At 50.4% G+C, this 20318-nt stretch carries 13 protein-coding genes; 12 read left to right on the forward strand and 1 reads right to left on the reverse strand.

Features of this window, described 5'->3' with window-relative positions; genetic code table 11:
- Positions 1-26: 26 nt before the first annotated feature.
- The 8 genes from ACJHYW_RS11985 (at position 27) to recD (ending at position 13569) form a co-directional block, all read left to right on the forward strand.
- A complete protein-coding gene (locus ACJHYW_RS11985) occupies positions 27-497 on the forward strand; it encodes a prepilin peptidase-dependent protein (RefSeq protein WP_000857051.1) in 471 nt (156 codons plus the stop codon).
- Entirely contained in the window at positions 488-1051 is a 564-nt protein-coding gene (locus tag ACJHYW_RS11990) for a prepilin peptidase-dependent protein (protein WP_001144296.1), read from the forward strand. Before ACJHYW_RS11985 ends, ACJHYW_RS11990 begins: the two co-directional genes overlap by 10 nt.
- Positions 1048-1455: a DUF2509 family protein gene (locus ACJHYW_RS11995; protein WP_001078399.1), complete on the forward strand. Its 408-nt coding sequence runs from the start codon at positions 1048-1050 to the stop codon at positions 1453-1455. The genes ACJHYW_RS11990 and ACJHYW_RS11995 overlap by 4 nt, the downstream gene beginning before the upstream one ends.
- Positions 1440-1763, forward strand: a complete 324-nt coding sequence (locus ACJHYW_RS12000; protein WP_001276460.1) for a prepilin-type N-terminal cleavage/methylation domain-containing protein — start codon at positions 1440-1442, stop codon at positions 1761-1763. Before ACJHYW_RS11995 ends, ACJHYW_RS12000 begins: the two co-directional genes overlap by 16 nt.
- 12 nt (positions 1764-1775) lie before the next feature.
- Positions 1776-5144, forward strand: coding sequence for an exodeoxyribonuclease V subunit gamma (gene recC, locus ACJHYW_RS12005; protein ID WP_061092714.1), 3369 nt, complete (start codon positions 1776-1778; stop codon positions 5142-5144).
- A 175-nt stretch (positions 5145-5319) separates the two neighbouring features.
- The gene (gene ptrA / locus ACJHYW_RS12010; RefSeq protein ID WP_001138161.1) at positions 5320-8208 is read left to right on the forward strand and encodes a pitrilysin; all 2889 of its coding nucleotides are present in this window, start codon (positions 5320-5322) and stop codon (positions 8206-8208) included.
- A complete protein-coding gene (gene recB / locus ACJHYW_RS12015) occupies positions 8201-11743 on the forward strand; it encodes an exodeoxyribonuclease V subunit beta (protein ID WP_061092715.1) in 3543 nt (1180 codons plus the stop codon). The genes ptrA and recB overlap by 8 nt, the downstream gene beginning before the upstream one ends.
- A complete protein-coding gene (gene recD / locus ACJHYW_RS12020; RefSeq protein ID WP_000775928.1) occupies positions 11743-13569 on the forward strand; it encodes an exodeoxyribonuclease V subunit alpha in 1827 nt (608 codons plus the stop codon). The genes recB and recD overlap by 1 nt, the downstream gene beginning before the upstream one ends.
- Positions 13570-13630: 61 nt before the next feature.
- On the opposite strand, the gene argA is transcribed toward recD, so the two are convergent.
- Positions 13631-14962, reverse strand: coding sequence for an amino-acid N-acetyltransferase (gene argA / locus ACJHYW_RS12025; protein WP_000237947.1), 1332 nt, complete (start codon positions 14960-14962; stop codon positions 13631-13633).
- Between the two features lie 231 nt (positions 14963-15193).
- On the opposite strand from argA, the gene amiC reads away from it, so the two are divergent.
- The 4 genes from amiC (at position 15194) to ACJHYW_RS12045 (ending at position 20316) form a co-directional block, all read left to right on the forward strand.
- A complete protein-coding gene (gene amiC / locus ACJHYW_RS12030; protein WP_000016907.1) occupies positions 15194-16447 on the forward strand; it encodes an N-acetylmuramoyl-L-alanine amidase AmiC in 1254 nt (417 codons plus the stop codon).
- A gap of 257 nt (positions 16448-16704) precedes the next feature.
- A complete protein-coding gene (locus tag ACJHYW_RS12035; RefSeq protein WP_001361321.1) occupies positions 16705-17529 on the forward strand; it encodes a PRD domain-containing protein in 825 nt (274 codons plus the stop codon).
- 31 nt (positions 17530-17560) lie between these two features.
- Positions 17561-19141, forward strand: a complete 1581-nt coding sequence (locus ACJHYW_RS12040; protein WP_000810565.1) for a PTS transporter subunit EIIC — start codon at positions 17561-17563, stop codon at positions 19139-19141.
- Entirely contained in the window at positions 19141-20316 is a 1176-nt protein-coding gene (locus ACJHYW_RS12045) for a MalY/PatB family protein (protein ID WP_000382419.1), read from the forward strand. The genes ACJHYW_RS12040 and ACJHYW_RS12045 overlap by 1 nt, the downstream gene beginning before the upstream one ends.
- Positions 20317-20318 lie beyond the last annotated feature (2 nt).

Raw genomic sequence — 20318 nt, forward strand, 5'->3', positions numbered from 1 at the left:
TTTTCTCCTCGCTCCATACTGCCGGCATGAAAACACAACGTGGTTATACGCTGATTGAAACGCTGGTCGCGATGCTGATTCTGGTCATGCTAAGCGCAAGTGGGCTCTATGGCTGGCAATATTGGCAGCAGTCGCAACGGCTTTGGCAAACCGCCAGCCAGGCGCGGGACTATTTGCTCTATTTACGTGAAGATGCCAACTGGCATAACCGCGACCACAGTATCAGTGTTATCAGGGAGGGGACGTTATGGTGCCTTGTGAGTTCCGCTGCTGGGGCCAATACCTGTCATGGCAGTTCACCATTGGTCTTTGTGCCACGCTGGCCCGAAGTCGAAATGAGCGATCTGACACCTTCGCTTGCTTTCTTTGGCCTGCGCAATACCGCATGGGCCGGGCATATTCGCTTCAAAAACTCAACGGGCGAGTGGTGGCTGGTGGTTTCGCCGTGGGGAAGACTCCGGCTTTGTCAGCAAGGAGAAACAGAAGGATGCCTGTAAAAGAGCAAGGTTTTTCTCTGCTGGAAGTGTTGATTGCTATGGCGATCAGTAGCGTATTGTTGCTGGGGGCTGCACGCTTTCTGCCTGCGTTACAGCGTGACAGTTTAACGAGCACCCGTAAGCTGGCGCTGGAAGATGAAATCTGGCTGCGGGTATTTACCGTTGCGAAGCATCTCCAGAGGGCGGGTTATTGTCATGGCAGCTGTACCGGCGAAGGGCTGGAAATTGTCGGACAGGGTGACTGTGTCATTGTGCAGTGGGATGCGAACAGTAACGGTATCTGGGATCGCGAACCGGTAAAAGAGTCCGACCAGATTGGATTTCGTCTGAAGGAGCATGTGCTGGAAACGCTACGCGGTGCGACATCCTGTGAAGGTAAGGGCTGGGATAAAGTGACTAATCCGGATGCCATCATTATCGACACTTTTCAGGTTACCCGTCAGGATGTCAGCGGCTTCTCGCCGGTGTTGACGGTTAATATGCACGCTGCCAGCAAGGCTGATCCGCAAACCGTGGTGGATGCCAGCTATAGCGTGACAGGATCCAACCTGTGAACCGAGAAAAGGGTGTTTCGTCACTGGCTCTGGTCCTTATGCTGCTGGTTTTGGGTAGCTTGCTATTACAAGGAATGAGCCAACAGGATCGCAGTTTTGCCTCTCGCGTGAGCATGGAAAGTCAGTCATTGCGCCGCCAGGCCATCGTTCAGTCGGCGCTGGAGTGGGGAAAAATGCACTCCTGGCAGACGCAGCCCGCAGTTCAGTGCTTACTGTACGCTGCCACCGGTGCCCGGGTTTGTCTGCGTTTATTGGCAGATAATGAGGCCTTATTGATTGCCGGTTATGAAGGCGTTTCGTTGTGGCGAACAGGCGAAGTCATCGATGGAAACATTGTTTTTTCGCCACGCGGCTGGAGCGATTTTTGTCCGCTGAAAGAGAGGGCGTTATGTCAGCTTCCCTGAAGAATCAACAAGGCTTTAGTCTGCCGGAGGTAATGTTGGCGATGGTGTTGATGGTGATGATTGTCACTGCGTTATCGGGTTTCCAGCGAACATTAATGAACAGTCTTGCCAGCAGAAACCAGTACCAACAGCTCTGGCGGCATGGCTGGCAGCAAACGCAACTGCGTGCGATTTCGCCACCTGCCAACTGGCAGGTCAACCGAATGCAGACATCGCAGGCGGGATGTGTCAGCATCAGCGTTACGCTAGTTTCACCCGGGGGCAGAGAAGGCGAGATGACCCGCCTGCATTGCCCGAATCGTCAGTAGTCAGGAGCCGCTATGTTAAGGGTCTACCATTCCAATCGTCTGGACGTGCTGGAAGCGTTGATGGAGTTTATTGTCGAACGCGAACGGCTGGACGATCCTTTCGAACCAGAGATGATTCTGGTGCAAAGTACCGGTATGGCACAGTGGCTGCAAATGACCCTGTCGCAAAAGTTTGGTATTGCGGCAAACATTGATTTTCCGCTGCCAGCGAGCTTTATCTGGGATATGTTCGTCCGGGTGTTACCGGAGATCCCCAAAGAGAGCGCCTTTAACAAACAGAGCATGAGCTGGAAACTGATGACTCTGCTGCCGCAACTGTTGGAGCGCGAAGACTTTACCCTGTTGCGGCATTATCTGACTGACGATAGTGACAAGCGAAAACTGTTCCAGCTTTCTTCAAAAGCGGCGGACCTGTTTGACCAGTATCTGGTCTATCGTCCGGACTGGCTGGCACAGTGGGAAACAGGACATCTGGTAGAAGGGTTGGGAGAAGCACAGGCCTGGCAAGCGCCGTTGTGGAAAGCGTTGGTGGAATATACCGACGAACTTGGGCAACCGCGCTGGCACCGCGCCAATCTCTATCAGCGCTTTATCGAAACGCTGGAGTCCGCGACGACCTGCCCGCCGGGGTTACCTTCGCGCGTCTTTATATGCGGTATTTCCGCGTTACCGCCTGTTTATCTCCAGGCGCTACAGGCGCTGGGTAAACATATTGAAATCTACCTTCTGTTTACCAACCCTTGTCGTTATTACTGGGGCGATATTAAAGATCCTGCTTATCTGGCGAAATTACTGACCCGCCAGCGCCGACACAGTTTTGAAGATCGCGAATTACCGCTATTTCGCGACAGCGAAAATGCCGGGCAGCTCTTTAACAGCGATGGTGAACAGGATGTCGGCAACCCGCTGCTGGCTTCATGGGGCAAGCTTGGGCGCGACTACATTTATCTTCTTTCTGACCTGGATAGCAGCCAGGAGCTGGACGCTTTTGTCGATGTGACGCCAGATAACCTGCTGCATAATATTCAGTCTGACATTCTGGAACTGGAAAACCGCGCCGTTGCGGGTGTGAACATCGAAGAGTTTTCCCGTAGCGATAACAAACGCCCGCTTGATCCACTGGATAGCAGTATCACCTTCCACGTTTGCCATAGCCCGCAGCGTGAAGTTGAAGTTTTACACGATCGCCTGCTGGCGATGCTGGAGGAAGACCCGACACTTACTCCGCGCGACATCATCGTGATGGTGGCTGATATCGACAGCTACAGTCCGTTTATTCAGGCTGTGTTTGGTAGCGCACCTGCGGATCGTTACCTGCCTTACGCCATTTCCGACCGTCGGGCGCGGCAGTCGCATCCTGTACTTGAAGCGTTTATCAGCCTGTTATCGTTGCCAGACAGCCGCTTTGTGTCGGAAGACGTGCTGGCATTACTGGATGTGCCGGTGCTGGCAGCGCGGTTTGACATCACCGAAGAAGGGCTGCGTTATTTACGTCAGTGGGTCAATGAATCCGGCATTCGTTGGGGGATAGATGACGACAACGTTCGCGAGCTGGAACTTCCCGCTACCGGTCAACACACCTGGCGATTTGGCCTGACGCGTATGTTGCTGGGCTACGCGATGGAGAGCGCGCAGGGCGAGTGGCAATCGGTTCTACCTTATGATGAATCGAGCGGCTTAATTGCAGAACTGGTGGGGCATCTGGCTTCACTGCTAATGCAGCTAAACATCTGGCGTCGCGGGCTGGCGCAGGAGCGTCCGCTGGAAGAGTGGTTGCCGGTTTGTCGCGATATGCTCAACGCCTTCTTCCTGCCGGATGCGGAAACCGAAGCGGCGATGACGCTGATCGAACAACAATGGCAGGCGATTATCGCCGAAGGTTTAGGTGCGCAGTATGGCGACGCGGTGCCGCTGTCACTATTGCGTGATGAACTGGCACAGCGCCTGGATCAGGAACGTATCAGCCAGCGTTTTCTCGCCGGACCGGTTAACATTTGTACTCTGATGCCAATGCGTTCCATCCCGTTCAAAGTGGTTTGCCTGCTGGGAATGAACGACGGCGTTTATCCACGTCAGCTTGCGCCATTGGGCTTTGACCTGATGAGCCAGAAACCGAAGCGTGGCGACCGTAGCCGTCGCGATGACGACCGCTATCTGTTCCTGGAAGCGTTAATTTCCGCGCAGCAAAAACTCTATATCAGCTATATCGGGCGTTCTATTCAGGATAACAGTGAACGTTTCCCGTCGGTACTGGTGCAGGAACTGATCGACTACATCGGGCAAAGCCATTATCTACCGGGCGATGAAGCGCTCAACTGTGATGAAAGCGAGGCAAGGGTAAAAGCGCATCTTACTTGCCTCCATACCCGGATGCCGTTTGATCCGCAAAACTACCAGCCAGGCGAACGACAAAGCTATGCTCGTGAATGGCTACCTGCGGCCAGCCAGGCTGGTAAAGCACATTCTGAATTTGTTCAGCCGCTGCCGTTTACCTTACCGGAAACCGTGCCGCTGGAAACGCTACAACGATTCTGGGCACATCCGGTGCGGGCATTTTTCCAGATGCGTTTGCAGGTGAACTTCCGTACCGAAGACAGCGAAATCCCCGACACCGAGCCATTTATTCTGGAAGGGCTTAGCCGTTATCAAATCAATCAGCAGTTATTGAATGCACTGGTCGAGCAAGATGATGCCGAACGCTTGTTCCGTCGCTTCCGGGCGGCAGGGGATTTACCGTATGGCGCTTTTGGTGAAATTTTCTGGGAAACTCAGTGCCAGGAGATGCAGCAGCTTGCCGACAGAGTCATTGCCTGTCGCCAGCCGGGGCAGAGTATGGAAATTGACCTCGCCTGCAACGGTGTGCAGATAACTGGCTGGTTGCCGCAGGTGCAGTCGGATGGCCTGTTGCGCTGGCGTCCCTCTTTATTAAGTGTGGCGCAGGGAATGCAACTTTGGCTGGAACACCTTGTCTACTGTGCCAGCGGTGGTAATGGTGAAAGTCGCCTTTTTCTACGCAAAGACGGCGAGTGGCGTTTTCCGCCGCTTGCAGCCGAACAGGCTTTACATTACCTCTCACAACTGATTGAGGGGTATCGTGAAGGGATGTCCGCGCCATTGCTGGTGTTACCTGAAAGTGGCGGCGCGTGGCTAAAAACCTGTTATGACGCGCAAAACGATGCCATGCTGGATGACGATTCCACGTTGCAAAAAGCCCGTACGAAATTCCTTCAGGCTTACGAAGGCAACATGATGGTGCGTGGCGAAGGTGATGATATCTGGTATCAACGGCTCTGGCGGCAATTAACACCAGAGACAATGGAGGCCATCGTTGAACAGTCGCAACGTTTCCTGTTACCGCTGTTTCGCTTTAATCAGTCATGAGTGCTGTATAAAAATTGCGCAATATATCTGCTTGCTTTATGATGCGCACCAGTCACGGACTGATGGATATATAGACATAGGCTGACTCGTGCAGCACAAGATTAAATTCTGGCAGATGATTTGCGTTAACCTGTTGAATCTGGCCAGAAAATAAAGTTGATTATGAGGTCCGTGAATGCCCCGCAGCACCTGGTTCAAAGCATTATTGTTGTTTGTTGCCCTTTGGGCACCCTTAAGTCAGGCAGAAACGGGATGGCAGCCGATTCAGGAAACCATCCGTAAAAGTGATAAAGATAACCGCCAGTATCAGGCTATACGTCTGGATAACGGTATGGTGGTCTTGCTGGTTTCTGATCCGCAGGCGGTTAAATCGCTCTCGGCGCTGGTAGTGCCCGTTGGGTCGCTGGAAGATCCCGAGGCGTACCAGGGGCTGGCACATTACCTTGAACATATGAGTCTGATGGGGTCGAAAAAGTACCCGCAGGCTGACAGTCTGGCCGAATATCTCAAAATGCACGGCGGCAGTCACAATGCCAGCACGGCACCGTATCGCACGGCTTTCTATCTGGAAGTTGAGAACGATGCCTTACCCGGTGCGGTAGACCGCCTGGCCGATGCTATTGCAGAACCCTTGCTCGACAAGAAATACGCCGAACGTGAACGTAATGCAGTGAATGCCGAATTAACCATGGCGCGTACGCGTGACGGGATGCGCATGGCACAGGTCAGCGCAGAAACCATTAACCCGGCACACCCCGGTTCAAAGTTTTCTGGTGGTAACCTGGAAACCTTAAGCGACAAACCAGGTAATCCGGTACAGCAGGCGCTGAAAGATTTCCACGAGAAGTACTATTCCGCCAATCTGATGAAGGCGGTTATTTACAGTAATAAACCGTTGCCGGAGTTGGCAAAAATGGCGGCGGACACCTTTGGTCGCGTGCCGAACAAAGAGAGCAAAAAACCGGAAATCACCGTGCCGGTAGTCACCGACGCGCAAAAGGGCATTATCATTCATTACGTCCCGGCGTTGCCGCGTAAAGTTCTGCGCGTTGAGTTTCGCATCGATAACAATTCAGCGAAGTTCCGTAGTAAAACGGATGAATTGATTACCTATCTGATTGGTAATCGCAGCCCAGGTACACTTTCTGACTGGCTGCAAAAGCAGGGATTAGTTGAGGGTATTAGCGCCAATTCCGATCCTATCGTCAACGGCAACAGCGGCGTATTAGCGATCTCTGCGTCTTTAACCGATAAAGGTCTGGCGAATCGCGATCAGGTTGTGGCGGCCATTTTTAGCTACCTCAATCTGTTACGTGAAAAAGGGATCGATAAACAATACTTCGATGAACTGGCGAATGTGCTGGATATCGACTTCCGTTATCCGTCAATCACCCGTGATATGGATTACGTCGAATGGCTGGCTGATACCATGATTCGCGTTCCTGTTGAGCATACACTGGATGCAGTCAATATTGCCGATCGGTACGACGCTAAAGCAGTAAAAGAACGTCTGGCGATGATGACGCCGCAGAATGCGCGTATCTGGTATATCAGCCCGAAAGAGCCGCACAATAAAACGGCTTATTTTGTCGATGCGCCGTATCAAGTCGATAAAATCAGCGAACAAACTTTCGCGGACTGGCAGAAAAAAGCCGCCAATATTGCGCTCTCCTTACCGGAGCTTAACCCCTATATTCCTGACGATTTCTCGCTGATTAAGTCAGAGAAGAAATACGACCATCCAGAGTTGATTGTTGATGAGTCGAATCTGCGCGTGGTGTATGCGCCAAGCCGTTATTTTGCCAGTGAGCCCAAAGCTGATGTCAGCCTGATTTTGCGTAATCCGAAAGCCATGAACAGCGCCCGCAATCAGGTGATGTTTGCGCTCAATGATTATCTCGCAGGGCTGGCGCTTGATCAGTTAAGCAACCAGGCGTCGGTTGGTGGCATAAGTTTTTCCACCAATGCTAACAACGGCCTTATGGTTAATGCCAATGGTTACACTCAGCGCCTGCCGCAGCTGTTCCAGGCTCTGCTGGAGGGCTACTTTAGCTATACCGCTACGGAAGATCAGCTTGAGCAGGCGAAGTCCTGGTATAACCAGATGATGGATTCCGCAGAAAAGGGCAAAGCGTTCGAGCAGGCGATTATGCCCGCGCAGATGCTCTCGCAAGTGCCGTACTTCTCGCGAGATGAACGGCGCAAAATTTTGCCCTCCATTACGTTGAAAGAGGTGCTGACCTATCGCGACGCCTTAAAATCAGGGGCTCGACCAGAGTTTATGGTTATCGGCAACATGACTGAAGCCCAGGCAACAACGCTGGCACGCGATGTGCAAAAACAGTTGGGCGCTGATGGTTCAGAGTGGTGTCGTAACAAAGATGTACTGATCGATAAAAAACAATCCGTCATCTTTGAAAAAGCCGGTAACAGCACTGACTCCGCACTGGCAGCGGTATTTGTACCGACTGGCTACGATGAATACACCAGTTCAGCGTATAGTTCTCTGCTGGGGCAGATTGTACAGCCGTGGTTCTACAATCAGTTGCGTACCGAAGAACAGTTGGGCTATGCCGTGTTCGCGTTCCCAATGAGCGTGGGGCGTCAGTGGGGCATGGGCTTCCTGCTGCAAAGCAACGAAAAACAGCCATCGTATCTGTGGGAGCGTTACAAGGCGTTTTTCCCGACCGCAGAAGCGAAACTGCGGGCGATGAAGCCAGAAGAGTTTGCGCAAATCCAGCAGGCGGTAATTACCCAGATGCTGCAGGCACCGCAAACGCTCGGCGAAGAAGCATCGAAGTTAAGTAAAGATTTCGATCGCGGCAATATGCGCTTCGATTCGCGTGATAAAATCGTGGCCCAGATAAAACTGCTGACGCCGCAAAAACTTGCTGATTTCTTCCATCAGGCGGTGGTCGAGCCGCAAGGTATGGCTATTCTGTCGCAGATTTCCGGCAGCCAGAACGGGAAAGCCGAATATGTGCATCCTGAAGGCTGGAAAGTGTGGGAGAACGTCAGCGCGTTGCAGCAAACAATGCCCCTGATGAGTGAAAAGAATGAGTGATGTCGCCGAGACACTAGATCCTTTGCGCTTGCCCTTACAGGGCGAGCGCCTGATTGAAGCCTCTGCCGGCACAGGCAAAACCTTTACGATTGCGGCGCTCTATTTGCGCCTGTTACTTGGACTAGGCGGTTCTGCCGCCTTTCCCCGCCCGCTGACCGTTGAAGAACTGCTGGTGGTCACCTTTACCGAGGCTGCCACGGCAGAATTGCGCGGTCGTATCCGTAGCAATATCCACGAGTTGCGCATCGCCTGTCTGCGTGAAACCACCGACAATCCACTGTACAAACGCCTGCTGGAAGAGATCGACGATAAAGCGCAAGCCGCGCAGTGGTTGTTGTTAGCCGAACGGCAGATGGATGAAGCGGCAGTCTTTACTATTCACGGTTTTTGCCAGCGCATGCTCAACCTGAATGCCTTTGAATCCGGCATGCTGTTTGAGCAGCAGTTGATTGAAGATGAGTCTCTGCTACGTTACCAGGCCTGCGCCGATTTCTGGCGTCGCCACTGCTACCCGCTGCCGCGTGAAATTGCCCAGGTCGTCTTTGAAACCTGGAAAGGGCCGCAGGCGTTACTGCGCGATATTAATCGTTATCTGCAAGGCGAAGCGCCGGTTATCAAAGCGCCGCCGCCCGATGATGAAACGCTGGCTTCCCGCCACGCGCAAATTGTGGCGCGTATTGATACGGTAAAACAGCAGTGGCGCGACGCGGTGGGTGAACTGGATGCGCTGATCGAATCTTCTGGTATTGATCGACGCAAGTTTAACCGTAGCAATCAGGCTAAATGGATCGACAAGATCAGCGCCTGGGCAGAAGAAGAGACCAACAGTTATCAGTTGCCAGAGTCGCTGGAAAAATTCTCTCAGCGTTTCTTAGAAGATCGCACGAAAGCCGGGGGGGAAACCCCGCGACATCCACTGTTTGAGGCGATCGATCAACTGCTTGCAGAACCATTGTCGATCCGCGATCTGGTGATCACTCGCGCATTAGCTGAGATCCGCGAAACAGTAGCGCGTGAAAAACGCCGCCGTGGCGAATTGGGTTTTGATGACATGTTAAGTCGGCTCGATTCCGCGCTGCGTAGCGAAAGCGGCGAGGTGTTGGCAGCGGCGATCCGTACGCGATTCCCGGTGGCAATGATCGATGAATTTCAGGATACCGACCCCCAGCAGTACCGAATTTTTCGCCGTATCTGGCACCATCAGCCGGAAACCGCATTGTTGCTGATTGGCGACCCGAAACAGGCCATATATGCATTTCGGGGTGCGGATATCTTCACTTATATGAAGGCGCGTAGCGAAGTTCACGCCCACTACACCTTAGACACCAACTGGCGCTCCGCACCAGGAATGGTGAACAGCGTGAATAAGCTTTTCAGTCAGACTGATGACGCGTTCATGTTTCGCGAAATTCCTTTTATTCCAGTGAAATCAGCCGGGAAAAATCAGGCGTTACGTTTTGTGTTTAAAGGTGAAACGCAGCCTGCGATGAAAATGTGGCTGATGGAAGGCGAAAGCTGCGGCGTTGGCGACTATCAAAGTACCATGGCGCAGGTATGTGCTGCGCAAATCCGCGACTGGCTACAAGCCGGACAGCGGGGCGAAGCGTTGCTGATGAACGGCGACGACGCGCGTCCGGTACGTGCTTCGGACATCAGTGTGCTGGTGCGCAGCCGCCTGGAGGCCGCTCAGGTGCGCGATGCCTTAACGCTGCTGGAAATCCCTTCCGTTTACCTTTCGAACCGCGACAGTGTTTTTGAAACTCTGGAAGCACAGGAGATGCTTTGGCTGTTGCAGGCGGTGATGACACCCGAACGTGAGAACACCCTGCGCAGTGCGCTGGCAACGTCAATGATGGGGCTGAATGCGCTGGATATTGAAACGCTGAATAATGACGAACATGCGTGGGATGCGGTAGTCGAAGAGTTCGATGGTTATCGGCAAATCTGGCGCAAACGTGGCGTTATGCCGATGCTGCGGGCGCTGATGTCGGCGCGTAACATTGCAGAAAACTTGCTGGCAACAGCAGGCGGTGAGCGGCGTCTTACCGATATCTTGCATATCAGCGAATTGCTACAAGAAGCCGGCACGCAGCTGGAAAGTGAACATGCGCTGGTACGCTGGTTATCGCAACATATCCTCGAGCCAGACAGTAATGCCTCCAGCCAACAAATGCGTCTCGAAAGTGATAAACATCTCGTGCAGATTGTCACGATCCACAAATCGAAAGGGCTGGAATATCCATTGGTCTGGCTGCCGTTTATCACCAATTTCCGCGTCCAGGATCAGGCGTTTTATCACGATCGCCACTCGTTTGAGGCTGTTCTGGATCTTAATGCTGCGCCAGAAAGCGTCGACCTCGCGGAGGCCGAACGTCTGGCGGAAGATCTGCGTTTGCTTTACGTGGCGCTGACGCGTTCGGTTTGGCATTGCAGTCTCGGCGTTGCACCGCTGGTGCGCCGTCGTGGCGATAAAAAAGGTGATACCGACGTCCACCAAAGTGCGCTCGGGCGTTTGCTGCAAAAAGGGGAACCGCAAGATGCGGCAGGGCTTCGCACCTGTATTGAAGCGTTATGCGATGATGATATTGCCTGGCAAACGGCACAAACTGGTGATAACCAGCCCTGGCAGGTTAATGATGCATTAACTGCAGAACTGAATGCGAGGACGCTACAACGATTGCCCGGCGATAACTGGCGTGTCACCAGCTACTCCGGTTTGCAGCAGCGTGGTCACGGTATCGCTCAGGATCTGATGCCACGGTTGGATGTTGATGCCGCAGGCGTGGTCAGCGTCGTTGAAGAACCGACGTTAACACCGCATCAGTTCCCGCGCGGTGCGTCACCGGGGACATTCTTGCACAGTTTGTTTGAAGACCTCGATTTTACCCAGCCGGTTGACCCGAACTGGGTACAGGAAAAACTGGAGCTCGGTGGCTTTGAACCGCAGTGGGAACCGGTGTTGACTGAGTGGATCACGGCTGTCCTCCAGGCACCTCTCAATGAAACGGGTGTTAGCCTGAATCAGCTTTCCGATCGCGATAAACAGGTGGAGATGGAGTTTTACCTGCCGATTAGTGAACCGCTTATCGCCAGCCAGCTTGATGCACTAATTCGCCAGTTTGACCCGCTATCCGCTGGCTGCCCGCCGCTGGAGTTCATGCAGGTACGCGGCATGTTAAAAGGCTTTATCGACCTGGTATTCCGCCACGAAGGGCGTTATTACCTGCTCGACTATAAATCCAACTGGTTGGGTGAAGACAGTTCGGCTTACACCCAACAGGCTATGGCAGCGGCAATGCAGGCGCACCGCTATGATCTGCAATATCAGCTTTATACCCTGGCGCTGCACCGTTATCTGCGCCATCGCATTGCTGATTACGACTATGAGCGCCACTTTGGCGGCGTTATTTATCTGTTCCTGCGTGGTGTTGATAAAGAACATCCGCAACAGGGGATTTACACAACCCGACCCAATGCCGGGTTGATTGCCCTGATGGATGAGATGTTTGCCGGTATGACCCTGGAGGAGGCGTAATGAAATTGCAAAAGCAATTACTGGAAGCTGTGGAGCACAAACAGCTACGCCCGCTGGACGTGCAGTTTGCCCTGACCGTGGCGGGAGATGAACATCCTGCCGTCACCCTCGCGGCGGCACTGTTAAGTCATGATGCCGGAGAGGGACACGTTTGTTTGCCGCTTTCACGACTGGAAAATAACGAGGCATCGCATCCGCTGTTGGCGACCTGTGTCAGTGAAATCGGTGAGCTACAAAATTGGGAAGAATGCTTGCTGGCTTCACAAGCGGTCAGCCGGGGAGATGAACCAACGCCGATGATCCTCTGTGGCGATCGTCTTTATTTGAATCGCATGTGGTGTAACGAGCGCACAGTGGCACGCTTTTTCAACGAAGTGAATCATGCCATTGAGGTTGATGAAGCTCTACTGGCGCAAACCCTGGACAAACTTTTTCCAGTAAGCGATGAAATTAACTGGCAAAAAATTGCGGCGGCAGTGGCGCTGACTCGGCGGATCTCGGTGATTTCCGGCGGCCCTGGCACCGGTAAAACGACCACCGTAGCGAAGTTGCTGGCAGCGTTAATTCAAATGGCCGACGGCGAACGCTGCCGTATCCGTCTGGCTGCACCAACGGGTAAAGCTGCCGCGCGCTTAACCGAATCTCTCGGCAAGGCTTTGCGACAATTACCGCTGACCGATGAACAAAAGAAACGCATTCCGGAAGATGCCAGCACTTTGCACCGATTGCTGGGTGCGCAGCCGGGTAGCCAGCGTTTACGTCATCATGCCGGTAACCCGCTGCATCTTGATGTGCTGGTGGTAGATGAAGCGTCAATGATCGATCTGCCGATGATGTCGAGACTGATAGACGCCTTGCCCGATCATGCGCGAGTGATCTTTCTCGGCGATCGCGATCAACTGGCCTCGGTTGAGGCTGGGGCTGTGCTGGGCGATATTTGTGCTTATGCCAATGCCGGCTTTACCGCCGAGCGTGCCGGGCAGTTAAGCCGCCTGACGGGAACTCACGTTCCGGCAGGAACTGGCACAGACGCGGCATCTTTACGCGACAGTCTCTGCCTGCTGCAAAAAAGCTATCGTTTCGGCAGCGATTCTGGCATTGGTCAGTTAGCTGCGGCGATCAACCGTGGTGATAAAACGGCAGTGAAAACCGTTTTTCAGCAGGATTTTACTGATATCGAAAAACGGCTTTTACAGAGCGGCGAAGATTATATTGCGATGCTTGAGGAAGCTCTTTCGGGTTACGGACGTTATCTGGATCTGCTGCAAGCGCGTGCCGAGCCGGATTTAATCATTCAGGCGTTCAATGAGTACCAGCTTTTGTGCGCCCTGCGGGAAGGGCCGTTTGGCGTGGCTGGACTGAATGAGCGAATTGAGCAGTTTATGCAACAGAAGCGCAAAATTCATCGTAATCCGCACTCTCGTTGGTACGAAGGCCGACCGGTGATGATTGCCCGTAATGACAGCGCGCTTGGGTTGTTTAATGGCGATATCGGTATTGCGCTGGATCGCGGGCAGGGGACGCGCGTCTGGTTTGCGATGCCGGACGGCAATATTAAGTCTGTGCAACCGAGTCGCTTGCCAGAGCACGAAACGACGTGGGCGATGACGGTACATAAATCGCAGGGATCGGAGTTCGACCATGCGGCGTTGATTTTACCGAGCCAACGCACGCCAGTAGTAACACGAGAGCTGGTTTACACTGCGGTGACCCGCGCGCGTCGCCGTCTGTCGCTGTATGCCGATGAGCGCATTTTAAGTGCGGCAATTGCCACGCGCACCGAGCGGCGCAGCGGTCTGGCGGCGTTGTTTAGTTCACGGGGATAAACGTAATTGCCGGATGCGACGCACGAGTGTTACGCATGTCGCATCCGGCGATTTTCATCGCTTACCCTAAATCCGCCATCAAAACTTTGGATTTACGCTGGTAGTTGTACAACTGCTTTTTGCTCTCGGGCAGTAAATCAATATCCACTGGGGTAAATCCACGTTCCTGGAACCAGTGAATACTGCGCGTGGTCAGCACAAACAATTTGCTTAAGCCGCTCTGCTTCGCCTGAGCGGCAATGCGTTCCAGCAGAACCTCGCCCCGTGATGAGCTGCGGTAATCCGGGTGAACTGCCACACAGGCCATTTCCCCAATCTTCTCTTCCGGGAACGGATAGAGCGCGGCGCAGGCAATAGTCGTGTTATCGCGCTGAATAATGGTGAATTTGTCGATTTCCATCTCCAGCTGCTCGCGAGAACGGCGTACCAGAATACCTTGCTGCTCCAGTGGGCGAATCAACTCCAGAATGCCGCCAATATCGTTGATTGTTGCGCGACGAATTTGCTCGGCGCTTTCCATCACAATCTGCGTACCGATACCGTCACGTGAGAACAACTCTTGCAACAGCGCGCCATCTTCCTGATAACTGATTAAATGACAGCGACGCACGCCGCTGCGGCAGGCTTTCACTGCGCCACGCAAAAAGCGCACCGTACCGGAGTTGTAATCGCCTTTCTCTTCCTGGGCTTCTACCCGCGCTTGCGCTTCGTTAGGGAAAAGTTCGGAGACAATATCACCGTCGTCATTAGTGACGCCCTGGGAAGAGCAAAAACCAATCATCTTTTCAGCTTTCAGTTTGATGGCCAGTTGAGTGGCAATCTCTTCCGAGGTCAGATTAAAGCTCTCGCCAGTGACTGAAACAGCGACTGGCCCCATTAGCACTATTGCACCGCTGTCCAGTTGACGATGGATCGCGTCTTCATCAATCCGCCGGATACGCCCGCTATGGCAGTAATCCACGCCGTCATCGACGCCCAGTGGCTGGGCAATAATAAAATTGCCACTGACGACGTTGATATGCGCGCCCTGCAGCGGCGTGTTATTGAGACTCATCGACAGGCGAGCAGTAATATCCAGTTGCAATGTTCCCGCAGCCTGCTTCACCAGTTCCAGTGTTTTGGCGTCGGTCACACGTATATTCTTGTGATACAGCGGTTCGTGGTGATGCGCAGCCAGATTTGCGTCGATCTGCGGACGTGCGCCATAGACTACCACCAGACGGATGCCGAGGCTGTGCAACAACCCGATATCATTAACGATACTGGAGAAATTCTCATGCTCAATGGCTTCACCGCCGAGCATGATGACAAACGTTTTTCCCCGGTGGGTATTGATATAGGGAACCGAATGGCGGAATCCCTCGACCAACTCGGTTTTACGTTCCTTTACCACGGCACACCTCTTTGCATGATTATTCGAAATTATTGTATTTTTATTCTGTTTTTTCGCAGGGTGCAAGTGTAAATTTTATGCGGGAGCGACTTTTTTATCAGTAATACCGTGAATATAAAAAGAATGTTTACCGTTTTATAGATGACAGATTATGCGTCTTTCGCTAAAGTTTCCGGTCAAATTGGTCGTTTACTTGTTACACAGCTTAGATTTCTTTTGCTCGGGAGAGGCATGTCAGGATCCAACACTGCAATCAGCCGTCGTCGTTTACTGCAAGGCGCGGGTGCCATGTGGCTATTGAGCGTAAGTCAGGTCAGCCTGGCTGCGGTCAGCCAGGTCGTGGCGGTGCGCGTCTGGCCTGCGTCCAGCTACACCCGCGTGACGGTAGAATCAAATCGTCAGCTGAAATATAAGCAGTTCGCGTTGAGTAATCCTGAACGCGTGGTGGTGGATATCGAAGATGTAAACCTGAACTCGGTGCTCAAGGGGATGGCGGCGCAAATCCGCGCTGACGACCCGTTCATCAAGTCGGCGCGCGTCGGGCAATTTGACCCGCAAACCGTACGTATGGTTTTTGAATTAAAGCAAAACGTAAAACCGCAGCTGTTTGCCCTTGCGCCGGTCGCCGGGTTTAAAGAGCGTCTGGTGATGGACCTCTATCCGGCCAATGCACAGGATATGCAGGACCCGCTGCTGGCGCTGCTGGAGGATTACAACAAAGGCGACCTCGAAAAGCAGGTGCCGCCAGCACAAAGTGGTCCACAACCGGGTAAAGCTGGGCGGGATCGTCCGATTGTCATTATGCTTGACCCTGGCCACGGTGGCGAAGACTCCGGTGCGGTGGGGAAATACAAAACGCGCGAAAAAGACGTGGTATTGCAAATAGCTCGCCGTCTGCGCTCTCTGATCGAGAAAGAGGGCAATATGAAGGTGTACATGACGCGCAATGAAGACATCTTCATTCCGTTGCAAGTACGCGTAGCAAAAGCCCAGAAACAGCGTGCTGACCTGTTTGTCTCTATCCATGCCGACGCCTTTACCAGTCGTCAGCCGAGCGGTTCCTCTGTGTTTGCGCTCTCAACCAAAGGTGCAACCAGTACTGCGGCAAAATATCTGGCACAAACCCAGAACGCCTCGGACTTGATTGGTGGCGTGAGCAAAAGCGGTGACCGCTATGTCGACCACACCATGTTCGATATGGTGCAGTCGCTGACCATTGCCGACAGCCTGAAGTTTGGTAAAGCGGTGCTGAATAAGCTCGGTAAAATCAACAAGCTGCATAAAAATCAAGTTGAACAGGCCGGGTTTGCCGTACTAAAGGCACCAGATATTCCCTCCATTCTGGTCGAAACGGCGTTTATCAGTAACGTTGAGGAAGAGCGTAAACTGAAAACGGCGACTTTCCAGCAGGAAGTTGCGGAGTCTATTCTTGCGGGAATTAAAGCGTATTTTGCCGATGGGGCGACGCTGGCGAGAAGGGGATAATGTTTTTATTTATTCAATGAATTTATATTTCGTTGAATAGATAACATTTACCTGAATATTAGACGCTGGTTTTGTGACTGATGTCGGATATTTGAATGTCGGCTTGAAAAATAAGCCGACCATCTCTTTAATTAAGCACAATTCCGTGTAATGTATATGCATTAGTTAATCATCTTGTAACTGTTAAATCAGGCAAGGCAATGTTTGAAGTAATTATTACTTCTGACGTGCCTTGCCTTTTTTTTTGGAGCTATGGAATGATCATCGAAAAAGTCATGAACAATAATTGTGTACAGGCATCGATGAATGGACAGGAGGTTATCATTTCTGGGCCTGGCGTCGGTTACAACAAAAAATATGGAATGTCGGTCCCTGAGCATCCGGCTAACAGAGTTTTTTATGTCAGAAATGAACAAAAAAACAAACTCTATAAATTGATCGAACATGTGGATATTGAGTATGTGTTTGTTGCCGAAAAGATAGTGTACTACGCGGAGTGTAATCTTGAAAGAAAGTTAAATCCATCGCTATTGCTTATTCTTGCCGATCACATTTCAAATGCAATATCCAGAGTCTCCTCCGGAATACAAATCAATAATTTTTTTCTTGAGGAAATCAAAGCGTTGTACAAAGCAGAATATGCAATAAGCCGGGATGCATTAACCATCATCAATGAGCAATTTAGCTTTCAACTTCCGGATGATGAGATTGGTTTTATTGCATTGCATATTTTAAATAACTATGAAAATTCATCTGATTATGAATCGGTACGGATTATTGAATTATCTCAAAAAATCACGGAGATTATCGAGGGTATTTATAACCGAAAGGTGGACAGAAGTTCATTTAACTATTCAAGATTTATGATGCACCTTAAGTATTTTTCTAATCGAGTTTTATGTAATGAAAAGATAAAACAGAAAGATATTGGTGACATCTATGAGCAGTTTCTTGAGAAAGACATTCTGTTACAGCGCGCAATTCATGAAATCGAAAGGTATTTGTACGCCACTTTTAAATATGAATTGATTTTGGAAGAAAAACTATATCTCTCTATTCGCACCAAAGTATTAATGGACTAATTATATATAACATTTATATGAGATAACCCGCATGAAACAAAAGAAAGCCTGGAGTTTTTTTCAGAGCCTGGGGAAGGCATTTATGTATCCCATTGCTCTGCTAAGTGTATGTGGCATGATGCTAGGGCTGGGAAGTGGTTTAGCCAGTGATGATATGGCAAAGTTAATTCCATTTCTGGCTATTCCAATAATTAAAACCATACTTGATTTCATTGTTAGCCTTGGTTTGTTTGCCTTTGTTAATTTACCTGTATTGTTTGCGATAGCAATTCCCTTAGGATTATTAAAAGAGAAAGAGGATAAAGCCTATGGCGCTTTTTCTGGCTTAATTGGTTTTATGGCGATGCATCTGGGAACGAACTTTTATCTTAAACAGCACGACTTATTGGTCGCTGCTGACCAAATGTCGACACATGGGCAAACCATCATTCTGGGGATCCAGTCCTACAATACCAGCGTGTTAGGGGGAATTGTTGCTGGGTTATTAGTCGCCAGCATGTATAAAAAGATCGTTAATTTACGCATTCCAGAATCATTAGGTTTTTATAGCGGCCCACGTCTGGTGCCTATCATTACACTGATTGTGATGAGTGGATTTGGTCTGATCATTCCTTTTATCTGGCCGCCGTTTTTCAATCTCTTCATGCTCATTGGCCACTGGATATCAACTTCCGGTCCTGTTGGTTATTTCTTCTATGCAGTTGCCGAACGCGTGACGATTCCTTTTGGCTTAAACCATCTGGTGACGTCAGTTTTCCGCTTTACGCCAATCGGCGGTTCGGCTGTGATTGGCGGCGAAGAGTATTATGGCACCCTGAACATGTTTATGGCGTACGTCAAAGAGAATGCGGTCATTCCGCTGGATTTGGCGGGGAAAATGGAACAGGGCAAACTGATGATTCAGTATGGTCTGGCTGGTGCCGCGCTGGCGATGTATCGCACTGCTCATGCTCAAAACAGAAAAGCTATCAAAGCATTGCTTATTTCCGGGGTGCTTACAGTCATTATTGGCGGCGTCAGCGAACCGATTGAGTTTCTGTTCTTATTTGTCAGTCCACTGCTGTTTGTCTTCCATGCATTTATGAATGGATTCGCCAACATGGTCTTGCCATATATGGGCGTGAAGATGGGATTTACTGGCGATCTGATTCAATTTATTAGCTTTGGCGTATTGCGTGGCACAAGAACAGGTTGGCCAATAGCGGTGTGTGTCGAAGTGGCCTATTTCTTTATTTATTACTTTGTGTTCCGTTGGACTATTCTTAAATTTAACCTGATGACCGTAGGCCGTGAAGAGTCCAGTCCTGTCACGCTGAACGCTCATGAGGATACGGCTATAGCGGATATCCCAACGCTTGATAAATCAGAGCTGCAAGCAGCGGAGCAGATGGTTAAGGCACTTGGTGGTAAAGAGAATATTAAATCCCTGGATAATTGCGTAACTCGTTTACGTTTAACAATCGCAGATATGGGATTGATTGACGAGGCAGCAATAAAAAGAGCTGGCGGAATTGCGGTTGTTAAACTTGATCAAAATACCCTACAAGTCATTATCGGTACTAAAGTCATCGCCTTGCGTCGGGATATGGATAACTACATGGGGATATGCTGATGGATGTTTTTAATACTCCTGTTTCCCGCAAAGGAACATATTGTACCCAATGGGACTTTTGCGAGGACAGATTTGGTGTAAAAGATGTATTACCATTCTCTATTTCAGATATGGATCTTCCGATACCGGAAGCTATCATCAGGGCATTAAGAAAACGTCTGGAACACCCGATTTTAGGGTACAGTCGTTGGCAACATGGTGAATATCTGAATGCGATAGTAAACTGGTATTATCAACAATATCAAACAGATATTAAACCTGAATGGATAACCTATAGCCCCAGTGTGATGTACTCTATTGCAAAAGCAATAGAGTTATTGACATCGCATGGTGATAATATTCTCGTTTTTACACCTGTCTATAATGCATTTTTTGATGTAATTAAACATAGCGAGCGAAATATTCTGACAGCCTCTTTGATTATAAAAAATGAGGGGGGCTACGCTATCAACTGGCAAGATTTTGATCTTAAGATTAAAAGCGCAAAGATGGTGTTATTATGTAATCCTCATAACCCGACAGGAACAGTCTGGTCGGAAGAAGAACTGCATAAAATCGCTGCAAGCTGTACAAGGCATAATGTCTGGTTATGTTCAGATGAAATCCATAGTGATTTTGTTTTTAATCGTAGCTTTACATCCGCGCTTAAAATAAAAAAAGAAAAAGTAGTAGTATTTAACTCGATATCGAAAACATTTAATGTTCCTGCACTAACAGGATCGTATATGATTTCAACTGACGATAATTTTAATCATAAGTTCAGAACGATATCGAGGTATCGCGATTTTGTAAACTCCCCATCAGTACTGAATATAATTGCAACTATTATTGCCTATAACGAATGTGAGGGATGGTTAAAGTCATTAAAGGCACATATTGCCTCTAACATTCAATTCACCCAGCAGTATCTGAATGAAAATATTCCAGAATTGATCGTAAGGCCAGCTGATGGTTGCTATTTTTCCTGGATAGATTGTTCTGCTATTGGTTATCCTTTTGATGAATTTTACAGTCGATTAATTCATGAAGGCAAAGTGGGCATTATGGCGGGGCATGTCTATGGAACGGAGGGGGAGGGCTACCTTCGTCTGAACCTGGCCTGCGGTCGAGAAAAATTATATATGGGGCTTACGCGTCTTGTGAGTGTAATTAAAAATATTAATCAGGGAGAATAAAA

The sequence above is a fragment of the Escherichia sp. WS3063 genome (genome assembly GCF_046486595.1).
GTDB classification, from domain to species: Bacteria; Pseudomonadota; Gammaproteobacteria; order Enterobacterales; family Enterobacteriaceae; genus Escherichia; species Escherichia coli.